23 protein-coding genes are annotated in these 20,185 nt (G+C 41.1%); 13 read left to right on the forward strand and 10 right to left on the reverse strand.

Annotated features, from left to right (window positions below; all coding sequences use genetic code 11):
* Nucleotides 1-8: 8 nt before the first annotated feature.
* Nucleotides 9-1,187: an MFS transporter gene (locus ACE1TH_RS16435; protein ID WP_255224165.1), complete on the reverse strand. Its 1,179-nt coding sequence runs from the start codon at nucleotides 1,185-1,187 to the stop codon at nucleotides 9-11.
* 302 nt (nucleotides 1,188-1,489) lie between these two features.
* Between ACE1TH_RS16435 and ACE1TH_RS16440 the strand changes: the two genes are divergently transcribed.
* The gene (locus tag ACE1TH_RS16440; RefSeq protein WP_099304358.1) at nucleotides 1,490-1,687 is read left to right on the forward strand and encodes a KOW motif-containing protein; all 198 of its coding nucleotides are present in this window, start codon (nucleotides 1,490-1,492) and stop codon (nucleotides 1,685-1,687) included.
* Nucleotides 1,688-1,738: 51 nt separating this feature from the next.
* Here ACE1TH_RS16440 and ACE1TH_RS16445 read toward each other — a convergent pair whose 3' ends face one another.
* Both ACE1TH_RS16445 and ACE1TH_RS16450 read right to left on the reverse strand, forming a co-directional pair.
* On the reverse strand, nucleotides 1,739-1,948 hold the full coding sequence (locus ACE1TH_RS16445) for a helix-turn-helix transcriptional regulator (RefSeq protein ID WP_255224166.1): 210 nt from the start codon (nucleotides 1,946-1,948) through the stop codon (nucleotides 1,739-1,741).
* A gap of 87 nt (nucleotides 1,949-2,035) precedes the next feature.
* Complete coding sequence (locus tag ACE1TH_RS16450) at nucleotides 2,036-2,329, reverse strand: hypothetical protein (protein ID WP_375079563.1); 294 nt, start codon at nucleotides 2,327-2,329, stop codon at nucleotides 2,036-2,038.
* Between the two features lie 175 nt (nucleotides 2,330-2,504).
* Here ACE1TH_RS16450 and ACE1TH_RS16455 point away from each other — a divergent pair, with 175 nt between their 5' ends.
* A complete protein-coding gene (locus ACE1TH_RS16455) occupies nucleotides 2,505-2,942 on the forward strand; it encodes a MarR family winged helix-turn-helix transcriptional regulator (RefSeq protein WP_099304364.1) in 438 nt (145 codons plus the stop codon).
* A 13-nt stretch (nucleotides 2,943-2,955) separates the two neighbouring features.
* Entirely contained in the window at nucleotides 2,956-3,606 is a 651-nt protein-coding gene (locus tag ACE1TH_RS16460) for a YczE/YyaS/YitT family protein (RefSeq protein WP_255224169.1), read from the forward strand.
* On the opposite strand, the gene ACE1TH_RS16465 is transcribed toward ACE1TH_RS16460, so the two are convergent.
* On the reverse strand, nucleotides 3,603-3,983 hold the full coding sequence (locus ACE1TH_RS16465; RefSeq protein WP_255224170.1) for a hypothetical protein: 381 nt from the start codon (nucleotides 3,981-3,983) through the stop codon (nucleotides 3,603-3,605). The two genes, ACE1TH_RS16460 and ACE1TH_RS16465, sit on opposite strands and share 4 nt — an antisense overlap.
* A gap of 13 nt (nucleotides 3,984-3,996) precedes the next feature.
* A complete protein-coding gene (locus tag ACE1TH_RS16470; RefSeq protein ID WP_099304368.1) occupies nucleotides 3,997-4,578 on the reverse strand; it encodes a TetR/AcrR family transcriptional regulator in 582 nt (193 codons plus the stop codon).
* A 202-nt stretch (nucleotides 4,579-4,780) separates the two neighbouring features.
* On the opposite strand from ACE1TH_RS16470, the gene ACE1TH_RS16475 reads away from it, so the two are divergent.
* From ACE1TH_RS16475 to ACE1TH_RS16495, 5 genes are all read left to right on the forward strand, one after another.
* Entirely contained in the window at nucleotides 4,781-5,986 is a 1,206-nt protein-coding gene (locus ACE1TH_RS16475; RefSeq protein WP_099304370.1) for an MFS transporter, read from the forward strand.
* Nucleotides 5,987-6,307: 321 nt separating this feature from the next.
* Nucleotides 6,308-7,627 carry a sugar ABC transporter substrate-binding protein gene (locus tag ACE1TH_RS16480; protein ID WP_176554438.1) on the forward strand — a complete coding sequence of 440 codons (1,320 nt, stop codon included), beginning with the start codon at nucleotides 6,308-6,310 and terminating at the stop codon, nucleotides 7,625-7,627.
* A gap of 204 nt (nucleotides 7,628-7,831) precedes the next feature.
* The gene (locus ACE1TH_RS16485) at nucleotides 7,832-9,133 is read left to right on the forward strand and encodes a carbohydrate ABC transporter permease (protein WP_099304374.1); all 1,302 of its coding nucleotides are present in this window, start codon (nucleotides 7,832-7,834) and stop codon (nucleotides 9,131-9,133) included.
* Nucleotides 9,130-10,038, forward strand: a complete 909-nt coding sequence (locus ACE1TH_RS16490) for a sugar ABC transporter permease (RefSeq protein WP_099304376.1) — start codon at nucleotides 9,130-9,132, stop codon at nucleotides 10,036-10,038. Before ACE1TH_RS16485 ends, ACE1TH_RS16490 begins: the two co-directional genes overlap by 4 nt.
* 74 nt (nucleotides 10,039-10,112) lie before the next feature.
* Complete coding sequence (locus ACE1TH_RS16495; RefSeq protein WP_255224172.1) at nucleotides 10,113-10,553, forward strand: ferritin-like domain-containing protein; 441 nt, start codon at nucleotides 10,113-10,115, stop codon at nucleotides 10,551-10,553.
* A 33-nt stretch (nucleotides 10,554-10,586) separates the two neighbouring features.
* Here ACE1TH_RS16495 and ACE1TH_RS16500 read toward each other — a convergent pair whose 3' ends face one another.
* Nucleotides 10,587-12,059: an alpha-amylase family glycosyl hydrolase gene (locus ACE1TH_RS16500; RefSeq protein WP_255224173.1), complete on the reverse strand. Its 1,473-nt coding sequence runs from the start codon at nucleotides 12,057-12,059 to the stop codon at nucleotides 10,587-10,589.
* Nucleotides 12,060-12,384: 325 nt separating this feature from the next.
* Here ACE1TH_RS16500 and ACE1TH_RS16505 point away from each other — a divergent pair, with 325 nt between their 5' ends.
* The 3 genes from ACE1TH_RS16505 (at nucleotide 12,385) to ACE1TH_RS16515 (ending at nucleotide 14,981) form a co-directional block, all read left to right on the forward strand.
* The gene (locus tag ACE1TH_RS16505) at nucleotides 12,385-13,560 is read left to right on the forward strand and encodes an MFS transporter (RefSeq protein WP_375079564.1); all 1,176 of its coding nucleotides are present in this window, start codon (nucleotides 12,385-12,387) and stop codon (nucleotides 13,558-13,560) included.
* Between the two features lie 219 nt (nucleotides 13,561-13,779).
* Nucleotides 13,780-14,298, forward strand: a complete 519-nt coding sequence (locus ACE1TH_RS16510; RefSeq protein ID WP_375079565.1) for a hypothetical protein — start codon at nucleotides 13,780-13,782, stop codon at nucleotides 14,296-14,298.
* A 62-nt stretch (nucleotides 14,299-14,360) separates the two neighbouring features.
* A complete protein-coding gene (locus ACE1TH_RS16515; RefSeq protein ID WP_375079566.1) occupies nucleotides 14,361-14,981 on the forward strand; it encodes an NDxxF motif lipoprotein in 621 nt (206 codons plus the stop codon).
* Between the two features lie 20 nt (nucleotides 14,982-15,001).
* Here the strand turns inward: ACE1TH_RS16515 and ACE1TH_RS16520 are convergent, their stop codons facing one another.
* Nucleotides 15,002-15,397 carry an HIT family protein gene (locus ACE1TH_RS16520; protein WP_375079676.1) on the reverse strand — a complete coding sequence of 132 codons (396 nt, stop codon included), beginning with the start codon at nucleotides 15,395-15,397 and terminating at the stop codon, nucleotides 15,002-15,004.
* 125 nt (nucleotides 15,398-15,522) lie between these two features.
* Between ACE1TH_RS16520 and ACE1TH_RS16525 the strand changes: the two genes are divergently transcribed.
* On the forward strand, nucleotides 15,523-15,987 hold the full coding sequence (locus ACE1TH_RS16525) for an ASCH domain-containing protein (RefSeq protein ID WP_099304390.1): 465 nt from the start codon (nucleotides 15,523-15,525) through the stop codon (nucleotides 15,985-15,987).
* An 18-nt stretch (nucleotides 15,988-16,005) separates the two neighbouring features.
* Entirely contained in the window at nucleotides 16,006-16,449 is a 444-nt protein-coding gene (locus tag ACE1TH_RS16530) for a GNAT family N-acetyltransferase (RefSeq protein ID WP_099304392.1), read from the forward strand.
* Between the two features lie 79 nt (nucleotides 16,450-16,528).
* Here the strand turns inward: ACE1TH_RS16530 and ACE1TH_RS16535 are convergent, their stop codons facing one another.
* The 3 genes from ACE1TH_RS16535 to ACE1TH_RS16545 form a co-directional block, all read right to left on the reverse strand.
* Nucleotides 16,529-17,677: an NADH:flavin oxidoreductase gene (locus tag ACE1TH_RS16535; protein ID WP_099304394.1), complete on the reverse strand. Its 1,149-nt coding sequence runs from the start codon at nucleotides 17,675-17,677 to the stop codon at nucleotides 16,529-16,531.
* A gap of 79 nt (nucleotides 17,678-17,756) precedes the next feature.
* Nucleotides 17,757-18,197, reverse strand: coding sequence for a hypothetical protein (locus tag ACE1TH_RS16540; RefSeq protein WP_099304396.1), 441 nt, complete (start codon nucleotides 18,195-18,197; stop codon nucleotides 17,757-17,759).
* A 115-nt stretch (nucleotides 18,198-18,312) separates the two neighbouring features.
* Complete coding sequence (locus ACE1TH_RS16545; RefSeq protein WP_375079567.1) at nucleotides 18,313-20,052, reverse strand: glycoside hydrolase family 2 protein; 1,740 nt, start codon at nucleotides 20,050-20,052, stop codon at nucleotides 18,313-18,315.
* Nucleotides 20,053-20,185 lie beyond the last annotated feature (133 nt).

Consider the following 20,185-nt stretch of genomic DNA (forward strand, 5'->3'; position numbering starts at 1 on the left):
CAGCTTACTTATTTCACTTTTATCTTCATCCATGAAAAGAAACAGAGCAGTAGGAATAGCGCAGATAACCCATAAACAATTCTTATATCAAACGCCTCCGCAACAACGCCAACGAGTAGCGCTCCCATTCCAAATGATAATGTGGAAAGTGAAGCTTGGACTGCATAGACGTAAGGGAGCTTTTTCGCTTCTATGTGCTGTTGGAGAATGGTATTTAATCCTACACCTCTTACCTGTTCAAACATCCCGACTCCGATCGATAATACGAGGGCAACAACTGGAATCATGTTCAGTGCAAAAAACGCGGTTACAACTGCGCCTCCAGCAAATCCAATTTGCAGCAGCCGCGACGTCTGTTTCTCGAACATATGAGCTCGTTTATAAAGAAAGAACCCGGTCACAATCAGACCAATAAAGAAACTAGCATTGATCCATCCCCACCAAGCCTCGGATACTTGTAACACTTCTTCAACAAATAGATAGACAGCAGCAGCCATCCAGACTACACCAGCGACCGCATCGAGACTCGTCGTAAGCATGACTTGTTTTAACCACTTTGTCTGCAGTACGACGTTCCATCCAACCAACATCGATTTTTTCCAATGAGGATCGTTCGTTTCAAATAGACTTGGCACTTCATGACGCATAAGCCAAAACGCCACAGTCGCAATCGTAGAAAAACTGATTACAAAAAGCAGTAAGCCTTCTGCCCCTACAAAGACAAGCAGCACCCCTCCAATCGCCCAACACCCTACTCCAACAGTCTCAAAAATAACAGAAGCTGTACTATTCGCCTTAATTAGCTCCGTTTTGGCCACAATACGTGGTAAAAGCGACTGACTCGCCGGATCAGCGACGCCATCTAATAACGCAATCATGCTGACCACAAAAAAGACTGCTGCACCGGGCATAAAGAAGATCACCACAAATAAACAAATAAAAAGGATAACTTTTATACCTTGTGCGTAAAAAAGGATGCGAGGGAGAGAAAAGTAGGTAAACAGCACAGGCGCGAGTAAGCCAGAAAAAAAGCGAGTAAAAGTAATAACAACTGGAACCATGCTCATTACAAACGCAGATCCCGATTGTTGATAAATGATGTGCATCAACGCAACAATATACAGCACCATCACAGCACTGTTGTTGCCTTGACCGATCATTAATAGGAAAAAAGGTTTTGAGCGCAATGCGATTCACTCCTTCTCAATATTCAGTTTTATTTAGCTGATATGAGAAGAAAGGTTTACACCGCCATGATCGCTCCATTTCATTCGTAAAGTATGATTAGTTTAACACTTAATTCTGCAGGAACAAATACCAATTTCATTTTCATTCCTATGTCCGATTTATTTGGAAAAAATTATTTTAAAAGAAGGGGGTAGAATTCTTGAAATTCCCTTCTATCCTATGTTAGAAATAAAGCAAATCATGTTTTCTTTATCTTAAATACGGGAAAAAATTAAAAAGTGAGCTAAAAGGAGAGATATCCATGCCAGAAGAAGCAAAAGTAGAAAATTTACGACGTGTCGTTGTTACACAAGGAGAATTTAAAAATAAAAAAGCACGCGTCATTAACATATATGACAATACCATCTCGGTAGAGTTTGACGATTATACTGGTCGCGAAGATGAAACACAGCGCACCGTCATCAAGCATGAAGAATACGAAAAAATTGAAGAAGAATAAAGAAACCAACAAGCGCCTAGGAGACACCCTGAGCGCTTGTTTTACCCTTCGTTACTCAAGATTCTCATCTCCCTCAAAAATAAAAATTTCTTCAATTGAACAATCGAATAGTTGTGCAATCTTATGAGCTAAAATCAAAGATGGGTTGTACCGTCCATTTTCCAATGAAATGATGGTTTGTCTTGAAACATGTAATCGCTTCGCCATGTCTTCTTGTGTTAAATGTAATGTTTTTCGTTTTTCTTTTATGTGTGATTTCATCGATCTCACCTTCAAATGTAAAGCGAACTATACGTAAAGTTTACTTTACTTCATAATTAAAGTAAAGAAGAACCGCAAAAACGGTTCTTAATAGTTGTTAATCGCAATGACCTCATATGCTGCTAACCCAATAAACAAGACTGATATGACCGTCATAAATAGGAAAGCGCGTTGTGATTTTTTCTCTTTGTCCGTTTTTTGATAATGGTCTAAAGATAGAAAGAAAATGGCTAGTCCGGCTGAAGACATTAACACCGCCATTAGCCAGCCCATAAATACTGGGTTTGACGCACCCCCAGCGAACAAAGCAATAAAATTGACTAAGAACGTTAGAATTAATAAACAGATAAACCCATAGCCAATTTTACGGTAAATCCCCATAACAAACACCTCCGTACTCCATCAAACATTCTTCACTTATTATAGCAAGCTTGTCTCCATGCTCCAACTTAAACATCATCAACGATAATAGTTGTTACACGAACTAAATTGACAGCCCCGCTCCCTTGATGATATAGTTGTTGCACAAACTAAATTAAAAAGGGGCACGGTTGCTGTGTTTGAATCGTTTGATGAGTCAATTGGGTTTATGACCGCACAGACGCACCGAACCATGTTTCGCGCGTTTACAGCCTATTTAAAAACATACGGAATTACGCCTGAACAATGGACTGTCATAAAGCGCCTCCATTCACATGGAGATCTCCCCCAAAAGGAATTAGCCGCTGTTTCTGAAAAAGATAAAGCCACGCTAACTCGTATCGTTGATCTATTAGAACGTAAGACCATAATCGTCAAAAGAAACAATCCTGAAGACAAACGCTCCCACTATGTGAGTCTGACCGAACGAGGTTCTACCTTATATGAACGCATTCTTCCAGGTACAGAAGCATTTTACCAAGACATCGTGGCCGACATTAGCGAGTCTGATCTTCAGACGTATGTGCAAACCTTAAAGAAAATTCGGCAAAAAAGCCGCCAATACTTAGAATAAAGAAGGGATCTATTTGCAGTCATTCAACCGATACGCTCTTTTTTCGTTCGGTCTATTTTTTATGGGCATAGGCATTGCCCTCACCACACGATCGGAATTAGGGACATCACCAATATCAAGCGTTCCATACGTATTAAGTTTGTCGTTGCCTTTATCAATTGGTACGTTCACATTTCTCCTACTCGCTTTTTTTGTGCTTGTACAGAAAGTAATTTTGGGCTCGACGTTTCCACCTTTACACTATTTACAACTTTTAATTGCGCCGCTCCTTGGCCTCTTTATTGATTTCGGGATGTTCATAACAGCATTTATCCACCCATCTTTTTACCTAGAAAAGCTAAGTCTCGTAATCATTGGTTGCCTCTTCCTCGCTTTAGGAGTAACGTTACAAATTGAAGCAAAAACAATTATGAATGCAGGCGAAGCCATTGTTAAAGTGCTAGCGGATCGCTTAAATAAACCATTTAGTTCCGTTAAAGTTTCGTTTGATTGGGGGCTTGTCGGTGTTGGCATCCTCTTGTCATTTATTTCTTTCGGTGGACTTGTTGGCATTCGTGAAGGAACAATCCTTTCAGCCTTTCTTGTAGGGTTCTTCATTAAGCTTTTAAGGAAAGGTCTTTTTGCAGGAAAGAGTAGAAAAAAAGCTACAAACCCGAGTAACTAATCGGGTCTGTAGCTTGTTAGACGATCAAATTTCTTTAATTGCGATGCAGATAAAACTGTTTCAATTACCGATAAGGCGCTAGTTTGTTCATGTTGAAAGCCGAGCAAATAGCGTTTCTTTTTCGTGGACTTTTCACTCGCATCAATTGATGTTGGCTCATAATGAAACGTTTCCTTCGCTCTCCTTTCGCTGAGAGCCTGAACCGTTTCATATGTGTCCTCTCCAAAACCTAAAAACAAGTACCGGACGCCATCAATTTTGACAACATCGCTTCGATCTTTAACAAACATGAGTGCATAGGTTGGCTCTACTCGTGAGCCGATTTCACCTTTTGTCCGTTTGACAAAAATCCCTCTTGCTTTAAAAAATTGGATCATTTCCTACAGCTCCTCATGCTTTAATTCCGCGCCAATACACTTCCCAAGATTTCTTTGCTTGTTTCATAATGTCTTCAGGTGCGTAAAACACAACTTCTGTGACGAGCCCTTCAATAAGCGCAAAGTACGTGTAGGCCATAGTCTCTGCTTCTAGTTCATTCGTCAGGTTCCCTTTTTTTTGCCCGTCTTTCATTAATTCAGTTAAAAGGCTTCGTACCTTACGCTCTGTATCTCCTAACGTATCAGTTAACTGCTTTGCCAGCGGCTGAGGTGGATATTGTAGGAAACGACTGTAAAATTGGTTTCCTGCGTCATCTTGGGTCCAGTCATGAACATACGTTAGAAAAGCTTTGTAGAGCTGCTTTTCAATTCCTACGTTCCCTTGGTCGAGGGATTCCTCAATAAACTTGACGTAATCCATTGACATGTCCATCACCAAATCCAAGAACAGTGATTCTTTGTTTTTATAATGCGCATATAGCGAGGGTTTCTTAATCCCAACATTCTCAGCGATGTTCGCCATCGACGTGCCTTCATATCCTAATGACGCAAAAAGTTCTAAACTCTCTTTTTTAATTCTTTCTTTAGTATGCATATCATTCCCCTTTACATCATTCAACGTTTGCGATATAATCCTGATCTAACGACCGATCGGTAGGTTACACCATCATTGTACTGATTTTTTTTTGTCTTGTAAAGCCAGCTTACACGTTAAACCTACCTACCGTTAGGTTTTTTGTACATGATCAACCATGAATCGGTCATACTATTCTTATCGCATTAAAGGAGATCATACTATGGCACAAACCTCTTTATTTAAAAACCGCACCTTCGTGCTCTTGCTCATTGCAGGTATTTTTGCCGTTGTTGGTTTCAGCATGTTCTTAACAACAACGACATGGTATGTGGTCACGATTCTTGGATCTGCAAGCTCTTTAGGGATTGTCTTAATAGCAGCAACGGTTCCTCGATTACTGATGATGACATTCGGTGGCGTAGTTGCTGATAAATATAAAAAAACGACTATCATGTTCGGCACCAACTTAGCACAAGGGGTCTTATTATTATCGATTTATTTCCTTGTTGACCTAGATCAAATGACGTTCCTCCTTTTACTAGGATTAGCCGCCATTTTTGGAACGCTAGATGCATTTTTCGGTCCAGCAAGTTCTTCTATGATCCCAAAAATTGTTCCAAAAGAACAACTTCAACAGGCAAATGCCTATTTCCAAGGTGTTGACCAAGTTGCCTTCATCCTTGGGCCGATTTTAGCCGGGTTAATTATGGAATCTGGAACTGTAGCAACGAGCTATCTCGTCGCCACAATCCTTGTTTTCCTGTCTGCCGTTGTGATTTTCCCACCATTTATTAAAGAAGCACCTGTGGAAAATCAAGTAAAACAAAGCCCACTCAAAGACTTACGTGAAGGATTTAGCTATATTAAAAGCTCCAACTTCTTATTAGTCGGGTTGCTCGTGTTAATTACACTGAACTTTTTCGTCTTTGGCGCGCTTCATATTGCAATTCCATTACTCGTTGACTTGCACGGTGGAACCCCAATTAACTTAAGTTATATGGAAGTAAGCTTAGGTGTAGGGATGGTCATCAGTACGTTCCTTCTAAGTTCAATTCAAATTAAAAGACGCGGATTTACGTCGTTAATGGGTCTGTTTGCTTCTGTTGGAACGTTACTCATTTTTAGTATCGCACCAAACTTATTAACGCTAACGATTGTTGTGTTTTTCATTGGATTTTCGATGTCGTTTGTGTATATTCCATTTTTCACGGCAGCGCAAGAGAATACAGATGCTCGCTTAATGGGACGAGTAATGAGTATTATCTTCCTAGCCATGAATGGATTTGATCCGATTGCTTATGGATTGGTCAGTGCGCTTGTGGCAGCAAACGTCAGCATTCAGCTTATCTTGTTTAGTCTCGGAGTTGCTGGTCTACTCATTGCCTTCATTGTGAAAATCAAAGCACCACATTACGCAAAGTCTTAAACATCGAAGCCTATCGACTCAAGTCGGTAGGTTTTGTTTAATTTTTTATATGAATGAATCATGCGTTATAAAATTGATTCGAAAATCAAAACCGATGTGAAATGTCGAAAAATATTTACAACATGATATGCCGCCTCATTTATGCAATCGTTTGCCCTTTGTTTTCAAGGAAAGACAAGCTATATATGCACCAATTGCACGCCTAGACTCGTTCTTTCCCGGTTATATTTAAGCAGTTGTCCAACATAAACATTCTTTCTTCTACATACACCTTTAGTAATGCGTTTGCTTTCTATTATGCACTCAAGGGGGAGAACGAAAATGGTGTTCAAGAAAACAGTTGGTACACTCATTTCAGGAGCATTGTTAACGAGTTTTTTAGTTGGTTGTAATGGTGGAGACAAGCAAGAGACGGAAACATCAGAACCAAGTGATCCTAATAACGAACCAACTGAAGAAGCTTTAGTGCCTGAGGAAGGCGCTCACCTTGTTCTTTGGGATAATAGCGATGAGGAAGCAGAATGGGCTTCCGTAGTAGCTGAAGAGTTTGAAGCAGAATACGGCGTGCCAGTTGAAGTACAAGAAGTCGGACATACAGAGGCTTCAACAAAATTAGAAACAGATGGACCCGCAGGACTTGGCGCCGATGTTTTTAACTCCGCCCATGATCATTTAGGAAAAATGGTCTCTGCAGGGCTTGTTTACGAGAATTATTATGCAAACGATTACAAAGACACATTTATGGATGCCGCCATTAGCGGAACATCGTATACCGATAAAGATGGAAATTATCAGCTCTATGGTTATCCGATTGCCATTGAAACGTATGCGCTTTTTTACAATAAAGACATCGTTGAAGAACCACCTGCAACATGGGAGGAGTTGTTTGAATCTGCGAAAGCATTTCAAGATGATTCTTCAGGTAGTGAGCGAACATTTGGCTTTATGATGGAGCCAGCAAACTTTTATTATACCCACGCCTTTATGGCAGGCTACGGTGGTTATGTGTTTGGCGATAATAACACGAACCCTGAAGACCTTGGAATTGATAATGAAGGCGCAATCCAGTCAGGCGAATTTTTAAAGACGATGCGTGACGAATTACTTCCACTTGCTATTGAAGATATTACGTATGATGTCATTTCATCCTTTTTCAATGAAGGGAATTTAGCTTATCGCATTTCGGGTCCTTGGGATGTGCACAATCATCAAAATGCTGGTGTGAATTTTGGTGTTGCCCCCCTTCCACTACTTGAAAACGGAGAAGCGCCGCAATCGTACTCTGGCATTAAAGCCTACTACGTAAACTCTTATAGTGAGTACCCGATGGCCGCCACATTACTTGCTCAATTTGCTTCCAGTGAAGAGATGTTGTTAAAACGCTATGAAATTACCGGGCAGCTTCCACCTGTTGAGTCGTTAATTGATCATGAAACGATTCAAGCAGATGAGATTTCAACAGCATTTTTGGAGCAGGCGTTAGAAGCGGTTCCGATGCCAAATATGCCGGAAATGATGTCTGTTTGGGGTCCTATGCAAGTTGCTTATACATCTATCTGGAATGATGACATGGAGCCAGAGGAAGCTTTAAAGTCTGCTCGCGAGCAGATTGAAGATGCCATTGAAACACAGAATCGATAGATGTTAAAAAAGCCATAACCATCCAGTTGATTTGTATGTTGGCGGACGCTTTCCGTGGGCGCATTGGCACTGTTCCCACTGGAAACGCCGCCATTTTAAACAAAAACTTGGTAACAGCTTTATCGACGCCCCTTTTGAAAGTGTACATGAATATCCAACTTATCTATCGCTTATACCTTCTACGCTATAAAGGAGTGAGGACACATGCGTAGTCATAAAAATCGCGGAACGCTGCTATCGATTATCTTTATGGGATTTGGACAGCTTTACCACCGTCAATATCTAAAAGGTTGCTTCTTTATTGCTTTGGAAATCTACTTACTTTTATTTTGGACTTTGCCCTTCCGCAATGCCATGTGGGGACTCTATACATTAGGCGAGACCGAGCAAACACGAGTAGGATTTAACATTGTTCAAGGCGACCACTCAATTTTTTTACTCATTGAAGGGATTATTTTCTTACTATGTGGGCTGTTGTTTTTGTGGATGTATTACTTATCCATACGTGATGCTCGTAAAGTAGGATTTCAACGAGATCAGGGAAAGAAGCCTCATACGTTTAAACAAACGCTTCATTTCCTTTCAGATAAGGGGTTTCCGTATTTCTTATTGATGCCATCTGTTTTATTTACTGCTTTTCTTACGATTTTACCGCTTATTTTCGGGGTCGCCATTGCGTTTACAAACTATTCAGCTCCCAACCATATTCCTCCAGCATCGTTAGTCGACTGGGTCGGCTTTCAAACGTTCATTGATCTATTTAATATGAAAACGTGGAACCGAACGTTTCTAGGCGTTTTTTCTTGGACCATCATTTGGGCAATCTTAGCAACCCTTACAACGTTTTTCGTTGGATTATTCTTTGCTGTATTACTCAACTCAAAAGGGATTCGCTTTCAAAAATTTTGGCGTAGCATCTATATTTTGCCTTGGGCCATTCCGTCATTCGTCTCCATTTTAATTATGCGAAATTTATTCAATGGCGAATTCGGACCAATTAATCAATACTTTGAATTTCTTGGACTTGCTGCCGTCCCTTGGTTAAGTGATCCGAACTGGGCGAAATTCACCCTCGTCCTCGTTAATATTTGGTTTGGCTTTCCATTCTGGATGGTGTTAATGAGTGGTGTCATGACAAGCATTGACCGTGAGTTGTATCAAGCAGCAGAGGTGGATGGCGCAAACGGACGACAGCGATTTTGGCGGATTACACTTCCGATTGTGATGTTCTCAACAGCCCCGTTGCTTATTATGAATTTCGCAGGCAATTTCAATAATTTTAATTTGATTTATTTACTTACTCAAGGTGGACCTGTTAACGTCAACTATTCTTACGCAGGCTCAACCGACATTTTAATTTCTTGGATTTATAAGTTAACACTCGACCAGAGCCAGTTTGCCATTGCATCAGTTATTTCAATCTTAATCTTCCTTGCGCTCGCCGCAATTTCAATTTGGAATTTCAGACGGACGCGAGCATTTAAAGAGGAGGATACGATGCTATGACACGCAAACACAAAGAACGAATTGGCTCCTTTTTTAAACATCTTCTCTTAGTTCTTGTAGCCATCTTCACCATATATCCAGTCATTTGGATCGTCATGGGGTCGTTTAATCCAGGTACGTCTTTATTCGCCGCACAATTAATACCTGGTATGGACTGGAGTTTGTTTTGGGAAGGAGTACGCCACTTTAGCCCGAGCACGATTTTAGAAGCGTTTAGCTCTATTCGCCTTTCGCTCACACATTACAGCCACCTTTTTAGTGAGACACAGTATTTATTGTGGTATAAAAACACATTGAAAATTGCGTTTTGGAACATGATTTTATCCACATTCCTTGTTGTGACCGCAGCCTATGCCTTTAGTCGCTTTCGCTTTCCTGGAAGAAAACAAGGGCTTATGGCGATGCTTGTTTTGCAAATGTTCCCTGGCTTTATGGGCATGATTGCGATTTACATTTTATTGTTACAGTTAAATTTGCTTGATAACCACTGGGGCTTGATTCTTGTCTATGCTGGAGGCTCTATTCCGTTTAATGCATGGCTCGTCAAAGGGTATTTTGATACGTTACCGAAAAGCTTAGAAGAAGCGGCCAAAATTGACGGTGCCGGAAACACGACGATTTTTGCACGTGTTCTCATGCCGTTGTCGGTGCCCATTCTTGTTTTCGTTGCCGTCTCAAACTTTATTGGGCCATGGATGGACTTTATCTTTGCTCGACTAGTATTACGATCGAACGAAAACAAAACCCTTGCCATCGGTTTATTCGAAATGGTCACAGGACGCGGGAACACAGAATTTACGTTATTTGCTGCAGGAGCCGTCCTTGTGGCAGTTCCTATTACCATTCTGTTCATGTTGTTTCAACGATTTATGGTGGAGGGGCTTAAAGCAGGTGCAAATAAGTAAGCCACATCGTGTATAGAGTAGCCAAAACGTCCATACTACTAAGAAAAAAAGTTGCACGAAAGGAAGGCACTCCCATGCACATGGACGCACATGAAGTGGAAACGTTAAATCAATTATTGGAAGGACAATACATGGGGATTCATACGTATGAGCATTATTTAAAACATCTTGCAGAAGACTCCTCTTTACACGAAACGATGTCTCATATCCATGACGATTTGGAAAACCATGCATCGTTACTCGCAACCCGTATTCGAGATCTTGACGGTGTACCAGTGAAAAATGAAGGCCCATTTGGTACAGTTCAACGCTGGATGAGCGAAGTATTTGATCACCCTCATGGAGAACAAGATATTCTAAAACACGCGATTAAAGGCGAAAACATTTATGGCATTCGGATGTCGGAAAAAATCGCGAGGCACGGTCTCGATGAGGAAAGCTTAGCTGTCGTGCGCCGCATCATCGATGAACAGCGCGAGCATGTCGATACATTAAAAAGCAAACTCCATCATTAAAAATAGACCAGCTGGTTAACCAGCTGGCCTTTTTTATTCTTTGCTGTAAATAACCGTTGAATAAGGCGGTATTGTTAATGTATGGTTCTCTTCTTTTAATCCATTCGAATGATAATAAAGGCTATTCCATTCGGCTGGCTTTTCTACAACAACCTCTTCACCTGATACATTATGGAGGATGAGTAACGTTTCTTCCTCTAACACTCGTTCGAACGTAACAAGGCCGTCCTGTTTCACATCGGAAACCGCTACTTCACCATCCATTAAAACCCGATGACTTCTTCTCACCGCAACCTGTTCTTTATAATGGTTAAGCAAGGAATGTTCATCTTCAACTTGTGTCTCAACGGCAACCTTCTCACGATCCGTGCTGTAAATTCGGTCGATCCAACTCGTCTCTTCCACACTTTTTTCCTTCTTCCAAATCATTGGTTCGCGAATGTGCTCATCAGGCTTCATTCCTTCGAGGCCAACCTCTTCCCCATAGTACAGATAAGGATTTCCGGGCAATGTTAACAGGAGAGATGCCGCCATTTTTGCGTGCTCTTCATTTCCGTTAAGCTGACTCATGACTCGATCCATGTCGTGATTCGATAAAAATGTACTGTCCACATAGCTGTCTGTTACAGAAGCATAATGGCTTCGGACTTTTTCCAGGCTTGAGGCAACGCCTGTATCTCTTTCCTGCTGAACCGCAGATAATAACCTTGCGGACAAATCAAAGTTAAACCCACTGTCTAGTCCTTGTAAATACTGACCAACGATAGACGCACTGTCCCACACTTCTCCAACGAGCATTGAACCTGGTTTGACTGATTCAACATGCTCGCTAAATTCGCTCCACAACGCCACATTTTCATCGTGGTGATTGTCGATTTGATAAGAGCTATATAAATATTTTGCTGCATCTAAACGAAAGCCATCTAATCCGACTTCCTCTAACCAAAAAGTACTTGCATCTTTAAATTCATCCATGACTTTAGGGTTGGCAAAATTCAAATCCGGCATGCCGTGCCAGAATACCCCTTCATATTTCGGTTCACCATCTCCATGCCAAACCGGTTGCTGCCAATCGCCTACTTGATTGAGGTTCGTTGTTTCATCGCTCCAAACATAGTAATCCCGGTACGTCTCATCCCCTTCCAATGCTTTTTGAAACCAGGGGTGATCATACGAACTATGATTCATAACGAAATCCATGATTACCTCAATGTCACGCTTATGAGCCTCTTCCACAAACACCTTCATATCCTCGACTGACCCATATTCAGGATGAATCGCTTTATAGTCTGTCACATCATAGCCATGGTAACTAGGTGACGGGTTAATCGGCATCAGCCAAATCCCATTCACCCCAAGTTCTTGTAAGTAATCTAATTTTTCCGTAGCCCCTTTTAAATCGCCAATCCCGTCTCCATCACCGTCTGCAAACGCTCGCACAAAAATTTCATAATAGACGCGGCTATCTACATCTTCAACAAAAGCTTGTTCTTTTGACCACTTCATGTCTTTTTCCTCCTCGAGCAAACTGTTCGTACACCCGCTTGCGAGTAAGATCGGAATGAAAAGTGCCAGCGCTTTTTTCATTCACCCAGTCTCTCCCCTCATTTAAAAAGTCTCTTTTCTTTTTTATATATGAGGAGCTATCATCTACTATTCATGTGCAATGGTTTTCCTTCTTGCGTCACCAAAATACTTTTTAATCGCTTACATACATTTTCATATGTGAAACAGCGACTTTTTCAATCAAAAGACTAGACATCGTAAGCATCTTCCTGTATCTTAGGAATTCGTTTGTGAAAAAAGGAAATAGAGAGAGGAGTGGAGATTTATGTTACGTTTCGTAAACAATCGCCGCATCGTACTAACAATTTTTATGTTAGGTACGTTCGCCATAGGGATGACAGAATATGTCGTGACCGGGCTTCTAACGGAGTTTGCACGTGATTTAAACGTCGCGGTTTCAACGACTGGATTATTGTTAAGTGTATACGCGATTAGCGTAGCTGTCTTTGGTCCTCTCTTACGTGTCATCACGATTAAATATCCACCAAAACTGTTGCTCATTTGTTTAACAGCCGTTTTTGTTATTAGTAATATTGTGGCGGCTACAGCGCCAAATTTTGAAGTCCTGTTGCTATCACGACTACTATCAGCCGCTATGCATGCACCGTTTTTCGGCTTAGCGATGATGATGGCGATTAATATGTCTGCGCCAGAAAAACGTACTCAAGCCATCGCTATTGTGCAAGGTGGTTTAACCATCGCCATCATGATTGGTGTCCCGTTTGGATCATTTATCGGGGGCATGCTTGATTGGCGTCTTGTTTTTTGGTTCTTAGTCTTACTAGGTGCCCTTGTACTCATTGGTTTAGCTATTTTCGTTCCGAATGAAAAGCAAGCAGAAACACCAAAACTAAAATCAGAACTAAAAGCTTTATTCAACAAAAATGTACTTTGGGTTCTAGCGATTATTGTTTTCGGTTTCTCTGGTGTCTTTACAGCGTACACATTTAAAGAACCGATGCTCCGAGAATTTGCAGGATTTGGCGTGCCTGGCGTTACGCTTGGCTTGTTCTTCTTCGGCTTAGGTGCTGTAATCGGCAACTTTACATCTGGTCGAGTACCACCAAGATTATTAACGAAAACATTAATGTTCTCACTCGTTGCCCTGGCACTTGTCTTGTTTTCGTTTACGTTCCTTCTGCAAAGTCCAGTTCTTGCCATTGTTAGCTGTTTCTTATTTGGCGCAGGGACATTTGGAACAACACCGTTACTAAATGCAAAAGTCATTTTAGCAGCAAAAGATGCACCTATGCTATCCGGAACGATTGCCGCATCAATCTTCAACGTTGCAAACGCACTAGGCGCAACCCTCGGCACATTGTTCTTAAATATGGGGCTAGACTTCCGCATGATTACCTTTGCGGCAGCAGGAATCATCTTATTAGGTCTCGTCCTCACAATTATTACGAGCAAAGTAGAAGACAAAACCTTATACGAATAACCTAGAGGCTTACCGGCATACACTTGTCGGTAAGCTTTTTCATTATCCATATCCTCCCACTTCTAGTAAACTATGATTAAAGGAGGTGACTTCCATGCTTGAATTGTTTCAATACATCCTTTTAGCAATCCTACTTTTTTTCGTTCTTCCAATGATTTTTATAGAGGGATCTTCGGGAAAGGTAAACATCGTGATCAACTAGAAGATGAGACTGTCGTGGTGAAACATTCCTACACACTCTTTTCTTCCAATAAGGAAGAAACACCTTACTTTGTTGATGACGTTAAGAAAGGGTCGTTTAAGCGCAAAGATGCCAATGCTCTCCGTGCAAGCTCGAGGTGGCAACATATACATTTTGATGTCGTCGATCACGTCTCAGGTGACTCGTATCATGCTGAGCAAACTGGGTTTAAACCAACTTTCGGCGCAAATGCGTGGGATCTTTATGAAGGCAGAATCAAAATTGGTGAGATCAACGCCGAAGCGCTAAAAGCTTCAAAAGTTCAGTACACTCTCCGCATCCGTGGTGAAGAATATCGCGCAACTGTTCACGTTCGAGATGAGCTCATGCTTTACCAGAAAGACCACTTCGAGCATATATTGATTGGTATTTCGACCATCAGTTTTGCTGGAAAAAACGTCACCACCGAACTTAATGCTAGAGCCTACGATGAAACAACCTTGCGGGAAATCATGTTACTCGTCCATGCTGTTTGGTCAGCGACAGGAAAAATTTAAAAGGATTTCGATGGAAACATGTGAATAACCTATAAATATTCCCTGTGAATCGGAGTGGTTTTTTGAAAACATTTAGTCTAACGTTATGTTTATGTATAACCGTTCTTTTTACCGCTTGTTCTCCAGAAGAGCAAGCAAGGATTGTTGAAGAAGAGGTCGAGAAAGCTGAATCACTTGATACCATCTCAATCCCAACACATATTTTTAAGTCTGATGTTACACACCAGACCCTATCAACAGATAAACTCCATGCAAGTATTCAAGATTATTTAAATGCGAGTGCAGATCTAGATCATGTGATGTCTCAGTTTGAACAAACGCTTGATGCACAAGATCCACTTACAACAGAAGAAACGGCCAAAGCTGTTGAAGTCATGACCCTACTAAAGGAAAATGACGAAAACTTCTCGACCTATATTGAATCCAATACGCTACCAGAAGGATACGATGAAAACGTTGAGCGGATCCAACAATATATAACTGGCTACCATGAGTTCCTAACTTCTTTTCATGATTCGGTAAATCAGTTTGATCAAGCTATGGATGACCTATTAGTTGGTTCTATCAACCTTGATGCGCTTTTATTTATCGATGCAGTTCCTAGCCACGTAAACGGTCGAGAACAACAAAAGATTGAAACATTCCTCGAAGACAAAGGGATTGAAACACATCTGTTTGATTAAACGATATGTGTTTGCCATCTTTAATCGGCTGCTGTCAGTTTCTCTTTCATCTTTTTTAACGTATCATTTAACGCCCTTTTTATCGTTCCATCTAAATAAAACTTTGATGTCAGATCATGGTACTCATGCATCGGCACTAAATGGATATGGAGATGATCAATGTCTAATCCAACGACTGCCAGCCCAACCTTAACTGGATTAAGGTTCTTTTGCAGATGATGACTCATTTGCTTCACGACGGCCATGATAGCTACATAACGTTCATCGCTCAATCCATTGATGTCTGATACATGTTGCTTTGGAATGACTAGCGTATGGCCAGGACGGATCGGGTTAATGTCTAAGATTACTAGACAATGCTTATCTTCATATAATACGTTCGATTCACTAGAATCATTGATGATGCCACAAAACATACAACTCACGGTCTTCACCTCGTTTTTCATTTTGACTAAACATCTCTTCTTTTATCATAAAACGTTTTCATGATAAAATGTAGGAATACTTTTTGATTTTCGACAACTAGAAATGAGGTGTTACGATGACTGAACATCCGTCGATTCACGCTATGTGGCAATCATTCGTTAAAGAGAACCCTGCCTATACGGATAGACCTTATCAGGCGTGGGCATTTGGAGATGGCACGAAGAAGATGGCAGACGACTTATGTGATCTTGTTGTAAAAGGAATAAAGCGAGGAACGTCCTCCTATTTCCTTGAATATGAGAAAGACGGCTCCCCCCTTCCAACAGAAGGACAAATGAATCTTATTCTAGATGGCGATGGCGTCGCACAAGCCATCATGGTAACTACAAAAATCGATCTCCTTCCGTACAATGAGGTCACAGAAGAACATGCTTTTGCAGAAGGAGAAGGCGATCAAACGCTTGCATATTGGAAAAGCGTTCATCAACCGTTCTTTTCCCAGTTATCCACTACTTTGGATTCTCCCTTTAATGAAACCGATCTAGTCGTATACGAGTGGTTAAAGCTTGTACATAAATAATGAGAAGGAGGTTCACTTTTGATCTATACATTTGTTCAAAGTACATATGAAGACAAACCCTACCTGTCACAATTAAGGATGAATGTGTTGCAAGACGATTTTGTTCGTCTAGAACTTCCACGCGAGCGTGTGCTTCAGCGATTTGAAGACCATTTCCGACCAGAGTCGATCTATTTAATTAAAGATCAAGATGTGAACACGATTGGCTGTATCGGCATAGTGGAACATGAACACGCAGTCGAATTAAAGAACTTTTATCTTGAACCAGGCTTTCAAGGACAAGGCATTGGTAGAACAGTCTTCCAATACATCCTTTCACACTATAAAGACAAGGAAGAGATCTCCTTGAAAATTTTTAAAGGAAGTCGAGCAAAACCGTTATATCAATCGTTTGGCTTCATCGTTACAGAACAAAATGAACGAGTCGAAACCATGTGTCTGTATCAAACCGTTTCTACGTAGCAAGCCGTGTCTCATCTGAAAAAGGAAAGAACCTTGACCATTCGTCAAGGTTCTTTTGTACCGTGCAATCTCATCGCTTTTATTTCGTCACTTCTTCGTTTTCAATTAGTTCAATCTCCAACTCCGCTTTAGAGATCGCCGCAGGTGGCGTTGTATTGTCTGTTAAAATATTTTTCACATGACTTACTTCCATTAACGGTTGTCCTTTTTCAAACCGATTCGGAAAGTCTGGTTGGACAAGGGCTTGTCTACCTAACGCAACAAAATCACAATGCTCCATTCCTACTAGTTTCCCAGCTTCAACCGGATCTTCTAGCGCACCGCATGCAATAATCGGCTTATTTGAATAACGTTTGGCTGCCTCTGCCATGAGCATCGAATCTTCTCCAAATGCTGGTACTTTCGCATCACCTTCAGAAAGATGGATATAATCGACTTTTGTCTTTCCAAGCGAAGAGAAAATCGTGGCCGCCTCTTCTTCGCCGCCTTCCCATTTATATGATGGATCGGTTGCTTTCATTTGTGAAATACGAACACCTAGCAACATCGTTTCACCAACGGCTTCTCGAACTTCATTAATTAACTCCACAATGAGTCTTACGCGATTTTCAGTCGAGCCTCCATAATCATCTCCACGTTGGTTACTCGCTTCAGAAAGAAATTGATCTAATAAGTAACCGTTCGCTCCGTGAAGCTCTACCCCATCAAATCCTGCTTCTTGAGCTCGAAGCGCCGCCTTCACAAAGTCTGTTTTAATCGTTTTAATGCCGTCAACCGTTAGTGGACGAGCTTCCGGAAAGGGGCCTTGTCCACCGTAAAGCGACACTTTTTCTCTTGGAGGCGTAAAGACGCTCGGCGCAACCGTTTCGTCCGTATACGCATTGCCTTGCGATTGCGCACCTGCGTGCATAATTTGCGCAATGGATAAAGCACGATTTTCTTTCATCGTCTCCACGATTGGCTTCCATGCTTCCATTTGTTCATCTGTCGCTAGCCCAGGTTGGTTTTCATAACCTTGGCTATAGGCGGTATCTGGATAAATCCCTTCTGTTATGATGGCCGCAAACCCACCTTTTGCAAATCGTTCATAGTAACGATGAACCGTCTCATTCGGAACACCCTTGTCCGACGAAGACACACGGGTCATTGGTGCGACAATATAGCGGTTTTTTAAAATATGATTGCCTATCGTTGCTTGGTTCAATAACAGCTCTTTCTCGTTTAACATATGCATATGCTCCCTACTTTCTTTAACCTTCGCTAACCCTCCCTTTCCTTTTGTTTACGTATCTTAAACCTTTCCACCATTACTTAACAATGACGTTCTCGAGTTCATTTAAATCAATTGGACCATTTACGATTCGATAAGTTCCTTGATCGACAACATGCACACCAGCCTCTCCAATGAACACAACTGAGGCATTGTGAGAGTAATGACTAATGAACACTTCTTGTTGAGAACCGTATAGTAACTGCTTTTGATAATAAGACTGGGATACTCGTTTCACTTGATAGTTAGCAAGAAACGCTAATAGTGCTTCTATTTCTTCTTGTTCATCAAGGTAATGATCATAGCCTTCTTCCCTTTCTGTATTCGTTCGATCAACGGTAACACCGATAATGATAATATCTTCTTCGTTATAATAGATCAGGCTTGCCAGTGACCGCTCACTGTAAGCATGAAAAAAATAAATTCCTATACTAAAAAGGCAGCATCCTATCGCAATGGTTATGAACAAACGTTTCATCCGCACATCACCCCTTTTTATTAAGGTATACGGGAACGTTTGTCCTTAGGACTACAAACGACAAACAATCCTCTTCCAAAGAAAAAAATCCTATGAAAGAAGATTGCCTCACATTTTATTTATCGTTTAGAGCTTTTATTTTTTCTTCTTTGATTTTTGGCTTGCGATTTTCATCGAGTAAGCCATTGACCTCTTGCTGCACATCTGTAAGTTGTGTATAGCAAAAGCCACTCACATACGGCAATGCTTTAATCGCATCAGTCATTCCTTCATAGCGCATGAGAAAATCTTTCTCCGACTTTACTTGATTTCCATATCCCCAACCATCATCTGTTGTAAATGCAATCCCGCCATATTCACTGATCATAACTGGTTGTCCTTTGTATTCGTACCCTTCTGCAAATGCATATTTATCAAGGTTGTGTGGGTAAACATTTCCTAAAATCGCCGTTTCATCTTCATATCGCCTTAAGAAACGATCGGCAAACTCTTCATAATCATGCAATGTGATAATATCAGAAATGGTGTGTTCCCATCCATCGTTCACAATGACCGGCCTTGAATCAAGGGACTTTGTGCCATAATAGATGCTTTCTGTGAACGCTTGCTGTTGTTCATTTGTAAAGATTTGGCCGACGCCCCATGATTCATTAAAAGGCACCCATGTCACAATAGAGGGATAATGAGCCAGTTGGTCCACGACATCAAACCATTCTTTAGAGAACGCTTTCACAGCTTTCGTTGAAAACGAGTACGCGGATGGCATCTCCGCCCATACAAGCAAACCTTTCTGATCACAAAGTGCATAAAATCGCTCATCTTCAATTTTTTGATGTTTTCGAATCCCATTAAACCCGAGTGCTTTTGTCGCATCGATATCCGTTTCTAGCGCTTCCAGAGAAGGCGGTGTTAAATGAGTGTCTTCCCAATACCCTTGATCCAAAATTAACTTTTGGTATACGGGACGATTGTTTAAGAGCACTTGTCCATTTTTTATAGAAATTTTTCGTAAGCCAAAATAAGAAGTTGCCTGATCTATGATTTCCCCATCTTTTCGAATAATAAAGGTGACATCATAAAGATTTGGTTGTTCCAGTGACCAAACCGCTACACCCCATTCATGAATCGAGGAGGTTAACGCTACTTTCATATTGGTTTCATGACGCTCGGGTTTAAATGAAAAGCGGCGAACCTCATAATCGTTAAACGTAATCACCGTCTCAACCTCTACCCCTTGTATCTCTCCAGCTAGTTGGTACGTAAATGCCACTGACGCCTGATCTAAATCTGGCTGGATGTCCACTTTTTCAAAATGGTGTTTGTTTACGTACTCTACCCAGACGGATTGCCAAATTCCTGTTGTTTGCACATACCAGCAGCCAAAGTTTTTATTAATCCAGCGTTGTTTTCCTCTCGGTTGGTCCGTACTCATACTATCTTCCACCCGAACCGTTATGGTTTGCGAGGAGTCGTCTACTAAAAAGGGAGTGAGATCAAACGTAAATGAAGTATATCCCCCTTCATGGCTTCCTGCACAGCAGCCATTCACCCAGACTGTCGTATGGTAATCGCTTGCTTGAAAGTGAAGAAGAATCGTCTTGTTTTTATTTTCATCTGGAATGGAGATGTTTCGTTCATACCAAACGACTGGATGAAAACGTTGATCGCCGATTCCACTTTTTTTCGTCTCATATGTGTAGGGAACGGTTATTTCTTGTTTAAGTTTAGCACCAGCAAACCAATGTTGGTTCAATCCGATATTTTCATCATCAAACGCAAACGACCATGTGCCATTTAACAAGTCCCAGTCTTGACGGACAAATTTCGGTCGCGGAAATTCGAGTGAATGGTTCATATGCTTCGCTCCTTTTCGGTAAAGAAAATCGTTTACAGGCAGTATGAGTGGTTTTGTATGAATTGTCAAACTACTTTGTTTAGAGTCTTTTTTAGTGGTATGATTTAAGTAAGTTAAGTTAAAGGGGCGTGGT

Source organism: Shouchella sp. JSM 1781072, assembly GCF_041949915.1.
In the GTDB taxonomy this organism is placed as follows: Bacteria; Bacillota; Bacilli; order Bacillales; family Bacillaceae_D; genus Shouchella.